The 18,467-nt window shown below is 68.7% G+C and carries 17 protein-coding genes; 5 read left to right on the top strand and 12 right to left on the bottom strand.

What is annotated here, in order from left to right:
- Nucleotides 1-28 precede the first annotated feature (28 nt).
- Complete coding sequence (locus tag QHF83_RS26810; protein WP_282420794.1) at nt 29-1,582, top strand: hypothetical protein; 1,554 nt, start codon at nt 29-31, stop codon at nt 1,580-1,582.
- 40 nt (nt 1,583-1,622) lie between these two features.
- On the opposite strand, the gene QHF83_RS26805 is transcribed toward QHF83_RS26810, so the two are convergent.
- The 4 genes from QHF83_RS26805 to QHF83_RS26790 all read right to left on the bottom strand — a co-directional run bounded on the left by QHF83_RS26805 (nt 1,623) and on the right by QHF83_RS26790 (nt 6,317).
- Nucleotides 1,623-2,657, bottom strand: coding sequence for a GNAT family N-acetyltransferase (locus QHF83_RS26805; RefSeq protein ID WP_282420793.1), 1,035 nt, complete (start codon nt 2,655-2,657; stop codon nt 1,623-1,625).
- 6 nt (nt 2,658-2,663) lie between these two features.
- Entirely contained in the window at nt 2,664-3,413 is a 750-nt protein-coding gene (locus tag QHF83_RS26800; RefSeq protein WP_282420792.1) for a polysaccharide deacetylase family protein, read from the bottom strand.
- A gap of 43 nt (nt 3,414-3,456) precedes the next feature.
- On the bottom strand, nt 3,457-4,977 hold the full coding sequence (locus tag QHF83_RS26795; protein WP_282420791.1) for an MraY family glycosyltransferase: 1,521 nt from the start codon (nt 4,975-4,977) through the stop codon (nt 3,457-3,459).
- 125 nt (nt 4,978-5,102) lie between these two features.
- Nucleotides 5,103-6,317 (bottom strand): glycosyltransferase family 4 protein, encoded by a 1,215-nt coding sequence (locus tag QHF83_RS26790; protein ID WP_282420790.1) that lies wholly within the window; start codon nt 6,315-6,317, stop codon nt 5,103-5,105.
- Nucleotides 6,318-6,418: 101 nt separating this feature from the next.
- Here QHF83_RS26790 and QHF83_RS26785 point away from each other — a divergent pair, with 101 nt between their 5' ends.
- From QHF83_RS26785 to QHF83_RS26770, 4 genes are all read left to right on the top strand, one after another.
- Nucleotides 6,419-8,170 carry a carbamoyltransferase C-terminal domain-containing protein gene (locus tag QHF83_RS26785; RefSeq protein WP_282420789.1) on the top strand — a complete coding sequence of 584 codons (1,752 nt, stop codon included), beginning with the start codon at nt 6,419-6,421 and terminating at the stop codon, nt 8,168-8,170.
- 44 nt (nt 8,171-8,214) lie between these two features.
- Nucleotides 8,215-8,799, top strand: a complete 585-nt coding sequence (locus QHF83_RS26780) for a Uma2 family endonuclease (protein ID WP_282420788.1) — start codon at nt 8,215-8,217, stop codon at nt 8,797-8,799.
- Nucleotides 8,800-8,809: 10 nt separating this feature from the next.
- Nucleotides 8,810-9,358, top strand: a complete 549-nt coding sequence (locus QHF83_RS26775; protein ID WP_282420787.1) for a hypothetical protein — start codon at nt 8,810-8,812, stop codon at nt 9,356-9,358.
- 74 nt (nt 9,359-9,432) lie between these two features.
- Nucleotides 9,433-10,065 (top strand): hypothetical protein, encoded by a 633-nt coding sequence (locus tag QHF83_RS26770; protein WP_282420786.1) that lies wholly within the window; start codon nt 9,433-9,435, stop codon nt 10,063-10,065.
- An 11-nt stretch (nt 10,066-10,076) separates the two neighbouring features.
- Here the strand turns inward: QHF83_RS26770 and QHF83_RS26765 are convergent, their stop codons facing one another.
- The 8 genes from QHF83_RS26765 to QHF83_RS26730 are packed head-to-tail and all read right to left on the bottom strand — an operon-like array spanning nt 10,077 to nt 18,441.
- The gene (locus QHF83_RS26765; protein WP_282420785.1) at nt 10,077-12,287 is read right to left on the bottom strand and encodes a metallophosphoesterase; all 2,211 of its coding nucleotides are present in this window, start codon (nt 12,285-12,287) and stop codon (nt 10,077-10,079) included.
- On the bottom strand, nt 12,284-13,552 hold the full coding sequence (locus tag QHF83_RS26760; protein ID WP_282420784.1) for an AAA family ATPase: 1,269 nt from the start codon (nt 13,550-13,552) through the stop codon (nt 12,284-12,286). The genes QHF83_RS26765 and QHF83_RS26760 overlap by 4 nt, the downstream gene beginning before the upstream one ends.
- A 58-nt stretch (nt 13,553-13,610) precedes the next feature.
- Nucleotides 13,611-14,492, bottom strand: coding sequence for a class I SAM-dependent methyltransferase (locus QHF83_RS26755; RefSeq protein WP_282420783.1), 882 nt, complete (start codon nt 14,490-14,492; stop codon nt 13,611-13,613).
- 49 nt (nt 14,493-14,541) lie between these two features.
- Nucleotides 14,542-15,120 (bottom strand): glycosyltransferase, encoded by a 579-nt coding sequence (locus QHF83_RS26750; protein ID WP_282420782.1) that lies wholly within the window; start codon nt 15,118-15,120, stop codon nt 14,542-14,544.
- Entirely contained in the window at nt 15,117-15,563 is a 447-nt protein-coding gene (locus tag QHF83_RS26745; RefSeq protein ID WP_282420781.1) for a hypothetical protein, read from the bottom strand. Before QHF83_RS26745 ends, QHF83_RS26750 begins: the two co-directional genes overlap by 4 nt.
- Nucleotides 15,560-16,711, bottom strand: coding sequence for a glycosyltransferase (locus QHF83_RS26740; RefSeq protein ID WP_282420780.1), 1,152 nt, complete (start codon nt 16,709-16,711; stop codon nt 15,560-15,562). The genes QHF83_RS26745 and QHF83_RS26740 overlap by 4 nt, the downstream gene beginning before the upstream one ends.
- 8 nt (nt 16,712-16,719) lie before the next feature.
- Nucleotides 16,720-17,700 (bottom strand): glycosyltransferase, encoded by a 981-nt coding sequence (locus tag QHF83_RS26735; protein WP_282420779.1) that lies wholly within the window; start codon nt 17,698-17,700, stop codon nt 16,720-16,722.
- A 6-nt stretch (nt 17,701-17,706) separates the two neighbouring features.
- Nucleotides 17,707-18,441, bottom strand: a complete 735-nt coding sequence (locus QHF83_RS26730) for a class I SAM-dependent methyltransferase (protein ID WP_282420778.1) — start codon at nt 18,439-18,441, stop codon at nt 17,707-17,709.
- Nucleotides 18,442-18,467: the final 26 nt, after the last annotated feature.

The raw sequence follows: 18,467 nt of genomic DNA, 5'->3' as shown, positions 1-18,467 counted from the left end.
CTTGGCGGAAGGGCGAGGCGGTACCAGAATGGTATCCACGAGCACGCGGCGACTCCGTGAATTTGTATTCGAGGGCGATTTTCTGTGGATCGGGCTCGGGTACCTCGTCATGGCCGGAGCCATTGCGGCGTGGAAAGACTCCAGCGAGGACGCCTATATCACTTATCGTCACGTCTGGAACCTCGTGGAGCGCCGAGAACCGGGGTTCAACGCGGGTGAGCCCGTCATGGGCTTCACGTCCCCGCTCCACATGATGAGCCTCGCGCTGCTCCGCGCCTTGCTTCCGGTCGAGATGCCCGTGATCGGCCCTGTTTTTGCGGTCGTCGTCCTCGCGGCATTCGTGTTCGTCCTCGCGCGCCTGCTCGCGAGGCTGGGTTTCCGGCCCATCGAGCGCGCGCTCGCCACGTTCGTCCTCCTCTGCAATGGCCCCTTCCTGGAGGGCAGCCTGGCGGGCCTGGAGACGCCGCTCGTCCTCGCGCTGATGGCGTCGAGCCTCCTGCTCCTGACCCGTGAGCCGCGGCCCGTCGCGGAGGGGCTCCTGCTCGCGCTGCTCGGCCTGACGCGCCCGGACACGATATGGTTCGTCCCCGGCTGGTTTCTGGCGCGGCTCTCGACCACGAGGAGCCCGCGTTACTTCGCCGGCGTGCTCGCGGCGGGTCTACCGCTGCTCGCGGGCTGGATCGGTTGCGCGACGCTCCTGTACGGGACGCCCGTGCCCCAGTCGGTCCTGGCCAAACGCGCCGTCTATTTCGCGGCCCAGACGCTCGACGCGTCGAAGCTCGTGGCGAACACGAAGGGCTTTCTCTCGTCGACCCTCTCGCTCGGGCTCGGCGCGCCCGGTCTGGACCATTCTCTCTTCAACCAGGGCGCGGTCCTCTCGATCGCGCTCGGCCTCGTCTCGCTCGTCATCGCCTGGAAAAACCTGCCCGAGCCGACGCGCCGGGTGGCGTTCGTGCTGGCCGCGTACATCCTTTTTTTCGCCGTGTACGCGATCCTCACCAGCGCCATGCACGCCTGGTATTTCCTCCCCACACGCGCCGCGGTGCTGGTCCTCTCCGCCATCGGCTGGTTCGGTTTGCCGGCGCTCCGCGCACATCCCCGCGTGAGGCTCGGCGTGCCAGCGCTCACCGCCGTGGCCTTCGCGGTCGCCGGGGTCGTCGTGGTGAACCATCACCATCGGCTGGAGCGTACGGTGGTCGACGAGGTGAAGTGGCCGCTGGTGAAATACGTCGAGGCGAACGCGGCCCCGGATGACGTGCTGATGCTGGAGCCGCTCGGTCACGTCGGGTGGGGGCTGCGCGGCCGGAAGGTGATCGATTTCCCGGGGCTCGTGGAGCCGAAGGTCTCCGCGATCGTGCAGCGCTCCGGGGTCTGGTCCTACGGCGAGCTCATGAAGCAGCTGAAGCCGCAGTACGTGAGCCTGCGCCCGCCCGAGCGAGACGCCATCCTCCGAGAGACGCCCGATGCCCTCTCGACCTATGAGCACGTGGCGGTCTTTCAGGCAAATCGGAGCCATCCGCCGTATTTGCGCGATTGCGCGGATTGCGAGTATCACCTCTATCGGCGGAGCGAGGGGCCGTAGTCCCGTCGTCCTCGCCCGGATCGACCCGCCCGCGCGCGGCTCAGAACATGTCCATGTCCGCGTCGCGGTACTCCCACGCGTGATAGGGCGAGAGGTCCGCGTTCGACGTCGCGATCCCCACGATGGGCGTCGCGGAGCGCCGCGATACAAACCCCAGCGTCGCGAGCGTGCTCCCGATCCGGGCCGAGCGCGCGATCGTATAAACCTGCTCGAGGGAACGGCGGCGAGCCTCCATCGCGCAGGCCGCGAAAAGCGCCCGAAGCGCGCGGGGGCTCCGCGGGTCGACGAGGAAATCGCCGACGTGCAGGCGCGGCGGCTCGCTCGGGATGGGCAGGCGGGCCGCGGCCCAGCCGCGGAGCACGCCACGCTCGTCGCGTATCCGCACCTCGATGTATTCGCGCCGTGGACGGGACAGGCGCCAGCGGACGTACGCGTGCGGGCGTTCGAGCATGCAATCGGAGGCGGCGAGCACCCTCGCCATGAAGCCTTCCCATTCGTGCTCGCTGGCCGGCCCGATCTCGTACCGATAGCGTCCGAGGCGCAGCGGCAGCACTCGGTCGAACGCGGCGCCCGCGCATTCCGCAACGAAGACGCCGGGCTTGCCGAACCGCGCGCCGAGCGGGCCGAAGGACACCGGACGGGCGGATCGGTCCACGGGGAACATGGCCGAGAAGCCGAGGCGGCCCAGATAAATCCGCAGCGCGGTCTCGTTGGGCCAGCCGAAGACGGCTTCGTGTCCCCGTGCGCCCGCGGCCTCGACGAGGAACCGGATCAATCGCTGGAAGAGCCCCTTGCCGCGATGATCGGGATGCGTGAACGCGCTGCTCAGGATCGCGGCCGAGACGCGCCGCCCGTTCACGCGGAGGTGCTGCGCCGCGAAACCCACGTAACCGACCAGCGCGTCGCCGTCGAACGCGCCCGAGAGCAGCCCCTCGTGCGTGGGGTTCCGGAAGAACCACCAGTCCATGAAATCGGCGTCGAATTCCTCCGGCCGCACGCCGTGGAGCAGCGCGAACGACGCGACGTGATCCCTCACCTCGTCACGCGCGAATGCACGAACCAAAAGCTCCGTCATGGCTCCTCAGGCGCGGCGGTGCAGGCTCGCGCGCAAGCGGCGCTCGACGCGGAACGTGAGGAGCTGCCGCGCGACGGGCGAGAGACGATACCGATCCCGCGGGCTCTGCATCGACGCGCTGATCACGTCGCGGTAAAGCCAGAAAATCGAGGTCGCGTCGTTCCGCGCCGGACCGAAGCTCGAGCATGCGGCCTCGTAGCCGGCGCGGCGCACGGCGCGGACCACGCGCGCGGAGAGCGAGCCGCCCGGATAGGCGAAAAGCGTGACGGGTCTGCCGAGCAGATCCTCGAGATCCTGCCGGCTGCCGCGGAGCTCCTCTTCCAGCCGCGTATCGTCGAGGCGCACGAGATCCGGATGCGTCCGCGTGTGCGAGCCGATCGTCATGCCCGCATCCACGAGCGCCCCGAGCTCCGCGGGGCCCATCCGCTTCGTGCACGAAACGCCCTTCCGCAGGTGGTCCGTCGTGACGAAAAACGTCGCCGGGATCCCGAGCGCCCGCAGGATCGGCAAGGCGTGCTCGTACTGGTTCCGCCATCCGTCGTCGAACGTCACGAATGCCGAGCGCTCGTCCTCCGCGATGCCGTCGTCGATCTGGCGGACGAGGCCATCGAGCGAGCCGAACCGATATCCCCGCCGCTGAAGCTCCTCCAGGTGAAATCGGAAGGCCTCGGGGCTGTGCCGGAAAAAGAGCCCATCCTCGTCGGAGAGGCCCGCGGCGTCGCCCTCGGGCAGGATATGATGATAAAGCAGAATCACCGCGGGGCAGCGTTGGCCATCCGAAAGCGGCCGTCAAGCCCTCTCAGGTCCCCGACGCGGCCTCGAGCGCCGGCGCTTCGGCCGCCTCCGCTTCGGCGAGCACCCGCGGCGCGAGGCGGCTCTTCACGCGCGAGAGGCTCGCCTCCACCATGTCCGTCACGACCTGGAGCAGCACCTCGGTCTGCGGCGAGACGTCGCCGAAATCGCTGCGCAGGCCGAATTTCAGCTCCGCGCGCGCCGCGTCGTCCCGGCCGATCGGATAACGCGCCGACACCACGTCGCGGCCGTAAGGATCCTCGTCCGTCGGGTTCGTCCAGCGAAACGCCGTGGGCTCGCCCTCGATCACGGGGAGAATCTCGACGTATGCGAGATGTCCTTCGAGCGCGAAGGTCCCGATCGTAGAGAGCACGTCGGCCTCGGATCGCGCCGCCTCGAAACGCGCGGGAAGCCGGGGCAAGAGGCGGCGCAGGATCTCGCTGTCGCGCGAGCGCAGCCGTTCTTTTTGCCGCCGCCGCCCGTGCACCTGCTCGAAATACCCCACGGTGCGCACGAGCCCGATGAACACCACGCTGCTCGCCACGAGCGCGAGCCCCACCTGCCAGCTCCGGCCGAGCGAGATGCCGATCGCCGCCACCGTGAGCAGCACGCTCACGCCGTAAATGATGAGCACCGCGCGGCGGTGCGTGATGCCCATGTCGAGCAGGCGGTGATGGATGTGCCCGCGATCCGGGGAGAACAGCGGCCGGCGCTCGAGCCAGCGCCGCACCATCGCGAAGAGCGTGTCGAAGATCGGCACGCCGAGGGCGACCACGGGCACGAGCAGCGAGACCGTGGTCGACGCCTTCTGCGTCGCGCCGATGAGCGACGTCGCGGCGATGACGTAGCCGAGGAAATAACTCCCCGAGTCGCCCATGAAGATGCGCGCGGGGTTGAAATTGTAAAAGAGAAACCCGATGATCGCGCCCATCATCGTCGCCATGAAGAGCGCGGGCAGCGTGCCGAACGATAGATACGCGACGACGAAATTCGTCAGGGCCGCGAAAAACACCACGCCCGCGGCGAGGCCGTCGAGCCCGTCGATGAGGTTCACCGCATTCACGATGCCCACGATCCAGAGCACCGTGATGGGCAGGGCGAAGATGCCCATCGAGAGCTCGCCCACGAAAGGCAAGGAGATCGCCTCGATCCGGAATCCGCAGGCGAACGCGAGCACGGCCACCGCGACCTGCGCGTAAAGCTTGTGCAGCGCGCGGAGGCCACGCGTGTCGTCGATCGCGCCCACGGCGCAGAGGATCGCGCCGCCCGCGAAGAGGCCGATGACCTTGCGTACGTCCTGCGTGAACGCCTGCGCCACCACCGATTGCACGAAAAACAGGCCCACGAGCGGCGCGAAGAAGCCCGCGCAAATCGCGAGGCCGCCGAGCCTCGGCGTCTCGTGGCGGTGCACGTGCCTGCCGCCGGGACGTGAAACCGCGCCGAGCCGGAACGCGAGGAGGCGCACGAGCGGCGTGAAAATCCCACTGACGAGCGCCGAGAGCGCGAACGCCGCCAGGTAGGTCCTCATGAGCCGATGCCTCCCATCATCGCTGGATCTTGGTTGTGCGGTGGGTCTTCCACATTCACGCGCGCGAGGCGACGGGGGTTCGGGGGCGTAGCTCCGCTCGCCGGAGCGTAGCCCCCGAGCGGTTACTACGGGCTGTCCTTCGACGCCTCCTGCAACAGGGCGCGGAAGCGGGCCGAGGATACGGGACGATCGTACCGTTCGTCGAAGATCCTGCGGGCCCGCGCGCCCTTCTCGTCCCACGCCGCCCTCCGCGTGACCGCGTCCTCGAGCGCGCGGCACAGGCCCTCGACGTCGCCGGGGCGGCCCGTCCAGCCGAGATCGTCCTCGCGCACCACGCGGGCGACCTCGCAGCGCGGCGGTCCGAGGTAGATCACCGGCCTTCCCGCGGCGAGCGCGCCGTAAAGCTTGCTCGGGACGAGCAGACCTTCGAGATCTTCGCGCAGTGACACGAGGTGCGCGTCCGCGGCCGAGAGGCTCTCGCCGATCGCGTCGTGGGGCTGATACGGCAGGAAACGCACGTTTTCGAGGCCTTTCGCGAGTCCCTCGGCCTCGGCGCGCCGCGCGCCGTCGCCGATGAACAGCACGACGAGCTCGGGCAGCCTGTCTTTCAAGCGTCGTGCGGCCTCGACGAACGTCCGGACGTCGTGCCCGATGCCGAGGTTGCCGCTGTACATCGCCACGAATCGTCCGTCCAAACCGTGGGTTTTTCGGAAAGGATGGTCCTCGCGTCCGCGCGGCGACACGAGGCGTCCGTCGGACCAGTTCGGCAGGACGCGGATACGCTCGCGGGGCGCGCCCTGCGCGACGAGGCGGTCGGCCATGCCTTCGGAGAGCGCGACGATGCGGGCGGCGGCGCGGTGCGTGGCGTGTCCGAGGCCGAGCAGCGCGAGCGACGCGGGGCCGCGGGGCGCGAGGTAGCCGAGCTGGATCGCCGCCTCCGGATAGACGTCTTGCACCCACGTCACGAGCGGCAGGCGGCGGGCGAGCGCGACGAGCGCGCCGCCCGCGGCGATCATGGGCGGGGTCGTGAGCACGACGAGCACGTCGGGTTTGGCTTCGCGGGCGGCGGCGAGCACGCTCGTGGCCCAGAACGACAGGTAATCGGCGAGGCGGCCGGCCATCGTGGCCTTGCCGAAGCGCGTGGCGAAGGGGCGGACGACGTCGACGCCGCGGATGCGCTCGCGGGCGGGCAGCGCCTCGCCGCCGAGGTATCCGCCGCGGCTCGCAATGACCGTCACGTCGTCGCCCGCGGCGGCGAGGTCCTCGCAGAGCTCGGTGAGGAGCTGCGAGGTGGCGGCGTGGTCGGGGGCATAAAATTGGTTGACGGCGACGACGCGCATGCGAAGGAGATCCCGCGGGCCCGGGCCGAGCCGGCTTGACGCTGCCCGCTTTCGATCGCTACCTTTCGCCTCCGCGCGACGCGAGCGCAACGGAGAAATGAATGTCTCGTCTGGTCTTGGGCATCAATTCGGCCCACGGGGATGCGTCGGCGGCGCTCATCGGTGAGGGGGGCATCCTCGCGGCGATCGCCGAGGAGCGGATCAACCGGAAAAAGCACTGCGCAGGTTTCCCGCGCCTCGCCGTGGCCGAGGTCCTGCGCCTCGCCGGGGCGACGCCGGGGGACCTCACGGACATCGCCGTCGCGCGTGATCCGCGGGCGAACGTCGCGTCGAAGGTCGCGTTCATCGCGTCGAGGCCGTTCACGGGCGTCCCGAGCGCGGTGAAGCGGCTCGCGGTGCACCGCGAGGTCGCGACGAGCGGCGGGCTCGTCGCCGAGGCGCTCGGCGTCCCGGAGGCCTCGATCCGCGCGAAATTCCACCGCGTCGAGCACCACCTCGCGCACGCGGCGAGCGCGTTTTACTGGTCGCCGTTCGACCGGGCCACGGCGATCACCTGCGACGGCGCCGGCGATTTCGCGACGAGCCTCGTCGGCCTTTGCCAGGGCAATCGCATCGAGATCCTGCGCAAGAACCTCTGGCCGCACTCGCTCGGCGTGTTTTACACGGCCGTCTGCCAGTTCCTCGGCTTCGACAGGTTCGGCGAGGAATACAAGGTGATGGGTTTGTCGGCGTACGGCGTGAATCGATTCGCCCGGGAGATGCGCCGCGTCGTGCGCTGGGATCCGGAGCAGGGCATCCGGCTCGATTTGACGTGGTTTAGGCACCACAAGACGAGCGAGGGAATGGAGACCGTGGACGGCGCGGAGATCCAGGTCCCGCGGCTCTGGTCGGACGCGATGGCCTCGCTCTTCGGCCCGGCGCGTCGGCGCGAGGATCCGATCACGGATCGGGAGCGTGACGTCGCGGCGTCGCTGCAGACGCGGTTCGAGGAGGTGTATCTCGCGCTCGTGGCGGACGCGGTCGAACGCACGGGCGTGCGCAGCGTGGCGATGGCAGGCGGCTCGGTGCTGAATTCGGTCGGCAATGGTCGAATGATCACCGAGGGCTGGGTGGATCGGGCTTATTTCCAGCCTGCGGCCTCGGACGACGGCACGGCCGTGGGCGCGGCGCTCTGGGTGAAGCACGGCGTGCACGGCGAGGCGCGGACACCCGAGGTGCGGCATGCGTACTGGGGGACGAGCTTCCGCGACGACGAAATCGAGGCGGCGCTCGTGAATTCGGGCCTCCCGTTCCGCAAGCTCGGCCGGGACGAATTGCTCGGGGCGGCGGCGCAGGCGCTCTCCGAGGGCAAGATCGTGGGCTGGTTCCAGGGGCGCGAGGAGTGGGGCCCGCGGGCGCTCGGCAATCGCAGCATCCTCTGCCACCCCGGCTGGCCGGGGATGAAGGCCACGCTGAACGCGCGCATCAAGAACCGCGAGCCTTTCCGCCCCTTCGCGCCCGTCGTGCGGCTCGAAAAGCTGAGCACCTGCTTCCGCGGGGATCACGAGGTGCCGTTCATGATCATCGTCTACAAGGTCCGCCCGGAATGGAAGGACAAACTCTCGGCGATCACGCACGAGGACGGCACGGGCCGGGTGCAGACGGTGCGGCGGGCCGACAATGAATTGTATTACGACCTGCTCGGGGTCTTCGAGGAGAAGACGGGGATCCCGGTGCTGCTCAACACGTCGTTCAACGAAAACGAGCCGATCGTGCACACGCCCGACGAGGCGATCGATTGTTATCGGCGCACGAAGATGGATGCGCTGGGGATCGGGTCGTTCTGGCTGGAAAAACCGGGCGGGGAGGGCTGACGGCGTATCGGCGGGCGTGCTACGCTGAGGGAAGAGGTTTGGTCATGGCGCAGCCGGCGGGGAAGCTCAAGGTCACGATCGCCGAGTACCTCGCGCTCGAAGAGGCGAGCGAGACGAAGCACGAGTACCTGGACGGACAGATCTACGACATGTCCGGGGGGACGCCAGATCACGGGCTCCTCGCGGCGAACGTGATTCTGGAACTCGGGGCCCAACTCCGCGAGCGCCCCTGCCGCGTGCACACCTCGGACGTTCGTGTCCGCGTGCAGGCGACGGACCTCCTGACCTACCCCGACGTCAGCGTTGTCTGTGGGAAGCTTCTGCGCGACGCCGACGATCCGAACGCCATCGTGAATCCGATCGTCCTCGTCGAGGTCCTCTCGAAGAGCACCGAGGGGTACGACCGCGTGGAGAAATTTGCCCATTACCGGCAGATTGCCTCGCTCCGCGAATACGTACTCGTTTCGTACCGTACAAAGCGCATCGAGGTCTACCGACGCGCCCAAGAAGGCGCCTGGATTCTGCACGAGGCGCATAGCGGATCGATCGACCTCGTATCGATCGGCTGCTCGCTATCGGTGGACGCGGTCTACCGCGGAGCCTTCGAGGAGCCCGAGGTCGTCTCCTGATCGGACGGCCATGCCCTCCCACCTCCGCGCCGCCTTCGTCCGCGTCCCCGGCCAGCGGGATCGCATCTACGTCCACCGAAGCAACGGCACAGAGGTCTCCTGGGTCTTTCCTACCTACGGCGACGAGCTGCCGCACGACCTCGTGCACATCGTCGTCGAAGCAGCGTTTGGCCTGAAAAAAGGATTCTGGGGGCGGGTCGATGCGGGCTTGGATCCGGCGCGCATCAACGACGAGGCCAATCGCAAGGGCGGGGGAAGCAAGTACGCGGGCTTCGGGGACGACCTCGAGGAGCTCCTGCTCGCCGAGGGGCTCGCGGGCGCTCCGTGGTCGGACGCAGAGGTCTCCGACGCCGCGATCCTGGAGGTCATCGCGTCGAATTGCGCCCGTGCCGGCGTCGAGGCCGGCGCCGTGCTCACGACCGATCGGGTGCGCGAGGTGCGGCGTGTGCTCCCGCGCCTCCGGGAGCAGTGGCGAGCCTTTGCGGGAAAAGGGACGATCACGCTCGTCTTCGACCCGCAGGATCCGGCGCGGGGGTTTGCAGAGCTCCTCCGCGCTTGACGCGGCGCGAGATTGCGCCGCCCGTCCGCTTCGTGGTACCTTGCAATATCGCATTAACGCCGAGGAATGCCAACATGGCGAGATTGCTTGGTATTTGCTTGATGGTCGCCGCGCTGCTCACGACGGCGTCGCTCGTCCGCGCGGAGGAGACATCGCCCTCGGCGCCGGCCGCGCCGTTCACCTATGATCCCACGTTCGTCGCGGCGGGGCCGCGGATGTGCAGGGCCGGCGCGCAGGCTCGCTGCGTCTGCCAGGACGGGCGTCCGGGCACGCAGACCTGCGATTCGCGGGGCATCTTCTCGCTGTGCGCGTGCGCTTCGGTGACGATCGACGTCCCGCAGCTGCCCGTGGCCTCCGCGGCCCCCGTGGAGGTCGACCTGGAGCGGCTGCGGCGGCAGAAGAAAAAGAAGAAGCGCTCGTCCGGCGTGGGGCTTTTGATCGGAGGCGCCATCACCCTCGGGATGGGCACGGCGAGCCTCGCCTGGGGCATCGATCGCGTGCGGGACAAGGGGAATGACCCGCTCGGCATCGTGCTCATCTCGACGGGCGGAACGGCCATGCTCGTGGGTTTGCCGCTCACGATCGTCGGCATCGTCTTCATGGCGACGCGCCCGTCGAGCTCGGACAAACCCATGAGCGCGGCGCGGAAGGACGAGAGCAAAGTCCGGTTCCTGCCGACGGCGGACGGGTTTGCCCTTTCGTTCTGAGAACGACGCTCCTACCAGAACAGATGCAACACGAGGACCTCCCGCCCAGCCGGGGTCTTCGCGTGCTCGATGCGCGGCACCGCATCGCCTTCGCCCGTGTGAATCACCACGAGCGCGCCGTGCGCGGCGTCGCTGCTCTCCATATAGTGATCGAGTTGCTTGAGCCGATTGTCCAAAGCGTCCCCGAGTTTCCAGTCCCCGAGTTTCCGGAGCAAACGTACTCCAATGACTGAGCGGACCGCCGGCGCCTCGTTCGTATTGCCGATGAGGATGTCCGGTCGCGGCGAGTCCGGAAACGAGCGTTCCACCGACACAGGCCCATCCACGATGTGACTCAGCGCCGCGGCGATGAGCTGCACGAGCATTTCCTCGCGGGCGGCGTCCTTCGCCACCTTGCCGCTGACCTTCCGGTGGATGAACTCCGCCACCCGCCCGAGCGCTTTTTCCAAGAACTGCGGATCCGACCGCGGAATCCGCGTCGGTCCTCCCGCTTCGAGCTCATCCGCGGCCGTCTTGCTCAGCGCCGTGCTCATGCGCCGCTCGTCCACCACGTTCGCGAGCAATGCCGGATCGTCCACCTTCGCCGCCGCGGCCCGCGCCACCTTTTTCGCCACCTCTTTCGACATCCGGCTGCTCGGCGCCTCGATGCCGAGCACCTTCGCGACCTGCCTTTGCACGGCCTCCGGCGCGGCTTCCACGGCTTCCTCCGTCGCCTGGGCCAGATGCCTCCGCAATGTGCTCGGCGTCCGCTTCTTTTCGGGCACGCTGAACGTGTGCGTGTATCCGTCCTTCGCGTCGTCCGGAAACACCTTGGTATCGAGCACCCACGGATCCGCGCCCGAGGCGTACGTGTACGGGGTGATTCTCACCTTGCCCGAGCGCGGGCGGAGCTCGCCGAGCAGGCAGCCATTCGGCCACGGGCTCCCCTGGTAGGCCGACGGCGCCGCGAGCTCGACGAACCCGCCGCGCTGCGAGGCGATGCCGCGGCTCTTCGGCTGGTGCATGTGACCGCGCAGCACGAGGTCGAACAGGCGCTCGAAGCGGTGCTCGATGATGTCGCGCTCGAGCTCGTGCAGCTCCTCGAACGGGTGGTGCATGAGCGCGATCGCGGCCCGCGCGCCCTCGTCCGCGATGCGATCGCCGGCGCGATCCACGTTCGGCTCGCCGAGCCATAGCTTTCCGTGGTCGTCGTCGCCCTGCGCGAAAAACGCCGAATTGAACGACGCCACCGCGATCCGCGCGCCGCGCACCGTCACGACTTCCACGGCATTCGCGCCGACGCCGAGGCCGAGCGCGCGGTCCTCACCGAGCAGCGGAGCGAGCGCCGTGCGATACGCTTCGAGCTTCTGCGCGTGGAATCGCCGGGCGTGCTCGTCCTCGAAGAATGTGATGGCATCCTCGTCCTTGTCGAGCGTGCGCCGGAGCCATCGGCCCACCTCGCGGTCGACGTCGTGGTTGCCGGGGACGACGAAGAAATGGGACGGCGGGACGCCCGTCACGTCGAGGATGCGCTGGAAGAGCTCGATCACGAGCTCGAACTCTTCGGGTTTGCCGCTATGGGCGAGGTCACCGGTGACGAAGATCAAATCGAGCGGGAACCGCGGGCGCTCCTGCGCCAGGAAATCGACGAGGCCGCGGAGCACGCGATCCTGATCGTATCGCTTCACCCGCTGGGGCCTCAAATGGAGGTCCGAGAGGTGGAGGAATCGAATGGGCGGCTCCTCCGAGGGCACGCCGGGCGCGCGGTCCGGCAGGGCGCCGAGCTTCCGTGCGATTGCGACGAGCTCCGCGGGCGCGGGCAGCTCGTACGTCCGCGCGGCCCACGTGAAGAAATCTGGTGCTTTTTGCCGGAGAATACGCTCCGTATCGCGGGAGACGACGAGCAGCACGGGCCCCGCGAGCCGCCGCAAGAACTCGCGCTCGGCATTCAGCAGACCCGCGAACGCGCCGCCGCTGAACGGACCCCACGGCGCCGCCGAGAGCACGTAGGCGTCGGCCGCGCGTTCATGTGTGAGCTCCACCCAGCGCGCGGGGCCCATGTCGACGCCGCACGCGCCGAGGTTCTCCACGCGCATCGGCGCCCTTTGCAAAATGCCCACGAGCAGCGTACGCGCCTCGTCGAGCGTCGCTTCGGATTCGGCCACCACGACGAGCAGGGACGGCGAGCCCTGCGCCAGCGAGAGCCTCGCGGAGAGCTCCTCGATGCGCGCTTCCGGCGTCATCCGGCCCAGCTCTCCATTTGCCGGAGGAGCTGCTCGACGGGATCGGGGAGCGAATACCACGCGATACCATTGCGATATTCGATCACCCAGAGCCCGTAGAGGAGCTGCTTCGTCACGTCGCCCTGGCCTTCGAGGCGGAACTCGCGCCGGACCCTTTCGAGCACCGACAAGAAGCGCGGATCGTAGGCGCGTCGGAACGACTCGCGTTGATCGGCGATCGCGGCGGCCACGTCCTGCTCCTCGATGAACGTGCCGCGGCGGACGTGCGCTTTGACCACGCTCGATTGGAGGAGCCGCGCGAGCTCGCGGATGTTGCCGCCCGAGCCCACGATCGCGCGCTCGACGGCCTCGGGCATCACGATCCGCGCATCGATCGGCTCGACGCGCGCCTCCACGATCCGGCGCATGATGCTCACGCCCTGCTCGGAGCGCCTGCGCGTGTTCGTGTGGGGATTGAGATCGTAGAGACGAACCGCGGGCAGGACCGCGCTGCCCGCGTTGTTGTACCTCTCCGAGAGGACGTTGAACGTGGGCTCGTAGATCAGCGAGATCGGGATCGTCAGGATCGCCGCGCCCGGCGCCTCGACCATCGGCTTCTTTTCGTCGCCGAGGAACGCGTCGCGCGCCTGCACGGGCGGGAGTTTGTCGAGGCCGTCGAGCAGCACGACGGGCCTGTGCTCTTCGAGATCGTCGAGCAGGCCTGCGAGCATGTCGATCGGCTCGAAGCCCGACTCCTTGATTTGCCGGCGCAGCTCGTCGCGCAGGAGCTTGCTCTCGCGCACCGTCGAGAGCAGCCGGCGGAGCGCGGCGCCGAGGGCGTCGAGGTCGGGCGCGACGGGCGAGGTGAGCAGCCGTTCGAGGGCGCTGCGCAGCATCTCGGTCGTCTTCTCGGAGAGGCTGATTCCCGCTTTTTTCACCTCGGCCACGAGCTCGGCCTTGGCGGCGAGATACATCTCGAGCGAGCCGAGGTCCTGCACGGCCGTCTGCGCTTCGAGGTCGACGAACGCGACGAGCCGCCCCTCGCGCCGCAGCCGGTGGGCGATGCTGAGCAGGAGCGTGGTCTTGCCGCAGCCGGGCTGGCCCGCGAGCAGGAGCTTGGCGTTGTCGTTCAGGTCGAGCGCGGCTTCGAGCTCGGCGCGATAGTGCTCGTGCGCTTCCGGGACGTACGACGAGCCGGGTCCGTCGTCGGCGTCGAGGTACGGCCGGTAAATCGGGTCGAAGACCCGGGTCAGCGCGCGGAATTTCGCTCGAGGATCGGGGCTCATGCCAGAAGCTCCGATGAAACTAGCGGCCCATCGGCCGCGGGGCAAGCGGGCGGCACGGTCAGGTCCGCGGCTTCTGCGCGACGAGGAGCTGGATGTCCCCGATCTGCGTGACCACGCTCTGCCTGCGGCGCTCCCACGCGCCCGGGTCGAAATGGCGCAGCGCGCGCCCGAGGACGACGCCGACCAGCACGTTTCGCAGGCGCCGCGCCACGTACCTCGGCGCCGAGCGCTCGAACGAGGGCGTCGAATACACGACGTCGAGGCCCGCGGCCCAGACGAGGCGCGAGAGCGACCCGTACGAGAAGACGTGAATGTGCTCGGGCGGGCAGAACCAGTGCGAGCGCGCCGCGACGTCGCGCTCCGAGGCGTCGCCGCAGAGGGGCGTATCGCAAAAGAAGAAACCACCGGGCTTGAGAACGCGGCGCACCTCGCGCATCGCGGCGTGCGGGTCGCGGACGTGCTCGATCACGGCCCAGGATGTGACGGCGTCGAAGCTTTCGTCCTCGAACGGCAGCCCGCCCTCGGCGTCGAGATTGCCCGGAAAAACCTTTACGCCAGGCGGATATTCCTTCCGCACGGAGTAATCGCACCCGACGGCATCGAAGCCGGCTTCGAGGGCCTGCGAGAGGAACCCGCCTTCGCCGCAGCCGACGTCGAGCAGGCGGCCTCGGGGCTGGTGACGACGCGCCAGCGCGAGCTTCGCGGCGTGACGCTTCGGCATCTCGCGGGCGAACCGCTCGGCGCCCATGCCGGCCGTGTAGCTCTCGGAAAAACCTGCGTAATGTCGGGCCAGTTCTTCTACCGTTGGCAGAACGTTCGATTGCACGGTGCCGCAGGTGGCGCAGCGGAAACAGGCGATCTCCTCGAAGGATTCCTCCGGCGCTCCACGCGCCCCGCAGATCCGGCACGCGGAACGCGCGTTTTCGCGGGTCATGCTCATCGCGCCGCCGAACGTAGCGGGAGCGCGGCGCGGGGGCAAGCGCGCGGTTTCATCGCACGCGCAGCCGATCGAGCCGCGGACCCAGCGCGGCGAGCGCGTCCATGGCGAGTTTTCCGAGCCGCGGCGGGCGCGCGCGGGCGGGACCTTCGGCGATCGCGCGGGCCACGGGCAGGAGCCTCGCAGGATCCTCGTCCCGCGGAGGACCACGCCGCGCCTCGCCCCGCGCATACCGCAGGAGCGCCGCACGAAGGGAGCCGGCATCCTCCGCGACTTCGATGCGCCCTTCATGTCCCAGGGCGGCGACGATTTCGAGCTGATGATCGTTGACGATCTCGCCAAACCCGGCGCGGCGCGCGGCGACGATCGGGCGATGGCCGCGGCGAAGGGCATCGGAGAGCGTGCCGACGCCCGCGTGGCAGACGACCACGTCGGCCCGATTCATTTCGATCTCGAATTCCGCGCGCGAGAGGTGCTCGCGCGGCGTGAGCGCGCGCGGACGAACCTCACTCGGGCCGTGCTGGCAAAGCCCTTCGACGGGCACGTCGAGCGCGGACGTGGCCTCGTCGACCCAGCGGAGGAGCCGGTCGAAGGGGACGAGCGCATTTCCGACGGTGACGAAGATCCTCATCCGAAATGAATGCTCGCCTTCTCGGCCCGCGGGAAGAACCGCGCGAGCGTGTCCCATTGATAAAAGAACCGGTGCGCGAGGGGCGCCATCAGCCGACCCGTGAGCGTCGGGCGGACGATCGCCGCGGCCGTCTCCACGAACACGACCCGCGCCCGCGTGCCCATCCGCGCCACGAGCGCGACCGGGACCGCCGGCCCCGCGCCGGCCGAGAGCACGATGTCGGGCTCCTCGTGGCGCAGGATCCGCGCGGCTTCGAGCAGGTTCCAGAGCACGCGGACGTCCCGCTCGGCGTGCGCGATGCGGTAGACCCGGGCAAACGGGAAATCGGGCAATGCGGCCTCGTCGTTGAGGACCAGGACGACCTCGTGACCCGCGAGGACAGGAGCGAGCTGCATGATCTCGGTCAGGTGACCGCCCACCGAGGAGACGACGAGGATTTTCATGGTCGCCTCTCGCCGGCGACGATCGCCTCGTAATGCCCGAGCATCTGCTTTGCAATAGCGTCCCAGCCGAACCCCGCGGCCACGGCGCGCCCCGCTTCCCCCATGCGCCGGGCGCGCGCGGGGTCTTCGAGGATCGAAAGCAACGCCTCGGCGATCCGCTCAGGCGTATTCTCGACCCAGGCGCCCGCGCCGCGCTCTTCCAAAATCTTCCAGGGACAAGCCTTGCTCACGACGACGGGCGTCCCAGCGGCGAGCGCCTCGGCGACCACGATGCCGAAGTTCTCGCCGTGCGAGGGCAGCACGAGGACCGTGGCCGACGCGAGCAGCGCGAGTTTGTCTTTCACGTACACAGGCCCGAGAAACCGCACGCGGGGGCGGGGCGTGACGCGGGTGAGGAGCGCCTCGACGCGCGCCTGTTCGCCGTCCTCGTCCGGCCCGGCGACGAGCGTCTCCACCTCGGGCATCACGGCCGCGACGCGGGCGAGCGCAGGCACGAGCACGTCGAACCCTTTGACCGGATGAATGCGGCCCAGAAAGACGATCCGTGCCCTTTCGCGCGGCACGTCGGCAAGCACGTCGGGCAGATCGACGCCGTTTGGCACGACGAACGTTCGCGCGCCGGGGACGTGGCGGAGGATCTCGCGTGCCTCCTCGTCACTCGTCGCGTGCACGCCCGCGGCGGAGAGCACGTTCTTCCGTTCGACGAGCTCGAAATAGGGCGCCTTTTTCCAGCGCTTCGAGCCGATGGCCCAGGGCATGAGCGTGCCCTGGGGCGAGAGCACGGCGGGCACGGCCGCGCGCCGGGCGAGGGCCATGGCCGCGGCCGAGGAAAAGGAGAACAGGGCCGTGACGTGGATCAGATCCCACCGCGGGATTTCCCGGGCGAGATGAAGCGCGAGGGGCGCGGAGAACGCGAATCGTGTACGGGGCCTGCGCGGAAAATAACGAACGGGCACGCCCTCGGCGAGCGTCTTCTCCGCGTGGGGCACGGGCAGATCCCCCGCGCCGTCGGCGTCCGTCGTGACGACCTCGACCGTCACGCCGAGGCGGAGAAGGCGCTGGCAAAGCCGGAGGACGCCTTCGATCGGTCCGCCATACCGCGTCGCGGGCCAGAAGCTCGGAATGACGTGGAGGACGCGGAGGGCCATGAAAAACGTCAGGCGATATCCGCGAGGATGGTTTCGAGCCTGTGCCGATACGTGTGCTCGGCGAGGGCGCGCCGCGCGCCGGCCTCGCGGATCGCGAGCATGTCGGCCGGGAAGCGTCGCGCGTGTTCGAGGTGGCCTCGGAGCTCCTCGTACGTCTCGAAGGTGAGCACCTCTTTCCCCGGCTCGAAGCACTGGAGCAGCGTCGGCCGGAACTCCACGAGCTGGAGTCCGCCGGCGCCCGCGATCTCGAACGCGCGGCAATTCAGCGAATTGCCCTCCGCCAGCGCGAACGTATTCAGGCAGGCCATTCCCGCCCCGAACACGCGGCTCTTCTCCTCGCGGACGACGTATTTTCCGGAAAAACTCGCCCGGATCTCCTTCGCCGACCAGGGCGGTGGCTCGGTGCCGTAGAGTTCGAGCCGCGCGCCGTCGCGGAGCAGCCGCAGGAGGACGGCTTGTCGGAAGGCATAATAGTTTCCAGCGACGACCACGGCATCACTCGTTTGCTTCGCGAGCGGCCGATGCCACCTCGGATTCATCGCCTCGTGCAGGAGCGCGCACTCCTTGCCCGCGAGCCGGAGCTTTTTCACGGCGTCCGGATCCTTGACGTACACCTTGTCCCAGAAGGGATTCACGAGCCCGAACCTGCGGCTGTTCGCGGGCGCGTCGCCCCACCAGAGAATACGCCGCCCCGACACGAAGCGGCCGAGCGCGTCGAGGATCTCCGGGTGCACGTCCCACGTGAGCGCGAGCAAGACGTCGGGACGTCGATCCGTGACGAGGCGCAGGAGCTTGCGATCCTGCGGCAAAGGCGCGTCCCCGAAGACGCGCTCCTCCACCATGCGCAGCGCGCGCCGAGGGACCGACCAGTACGCAGCGTGATCGACCTCCTCCGCCCCGAGGACCTCGTGGCCCATCTCGACGAGCGTCTCGGCGACGTTGTCGGCAAAGCCGTCCGCGAATCGGGGGCCGAGGACGAGGATACGCATGGCTTCTCAGGATTCCTTCCGCAGCCGGAAGAGCATGTCCGACGAATAAATCCCGCCGCGCGTCGCCCCGTTTTCCACGAGAAACCACGCCTCGATCGCGCCGCGCAGCGCTCGCCATGCGACGTACCGGATCGCGCTCTTCACGCCGTACGGCACCGGGCCGCACTCGCGGAACTCCGCGCGGTCACCCCAGCCCGTCATCGCCGCGAGCTGCGTGATGCTGTTCGGCGTGAACGCGATCTGATGCGTGATGTCCCAGTATCGCGCCGCCGCGCCGAACGGAGAGACGGCGTTCGGCACCATGCCCACGAGCGCGCCGCCGGGACGCAGCACGCGATGCGCCTCGCGAAAGAAGTCGATGAGTCGATCCTTGGGCAGGTGCTCGACGATGTTGAAAGCCGTCACGAAGCCGTAGGCGCCCTCGCGTTGCGCGGCGAGGTGGTCGATCACGTCGCCGACGACGAGCTCGCCGCGCACGAACTTCCGGGCTTCGTCGAGCTCCTCGACACAGAGGTCGACGCCGTGCGTACGCGCGAACCCGCGCTGCTCGAGCGCGTAGATGAGCTCGCCGCAGCCGCACGCGAGGTCGATGCACGGCGTCGTGCGATCTTCGGGGAGCCAAGACCCGAGGCGGCGCAGGAGGCCCGCGGCGCTCGTTTTGTAGTACTCCGCGGTCGGGCGATGGCCACGCGAGGCCGTCGTCTCGTAGTAGCGCCTGGTGATGTCTTCGAGCGACGCCATGTGCGGGAGCGCATGGTGAAGAAGCC

Origin of the sequence: Polyangium sp. 15x6, assembly GCF_029960785.1 — a bacterium.
GTDB lineage: Bacteria > Myxococcota_A > Polyangia > Polyangiales > Polyangiaceae > Polyangium.
This window is presented reverse-complemented; position numbering and strand designations above follow the sequence as displayed.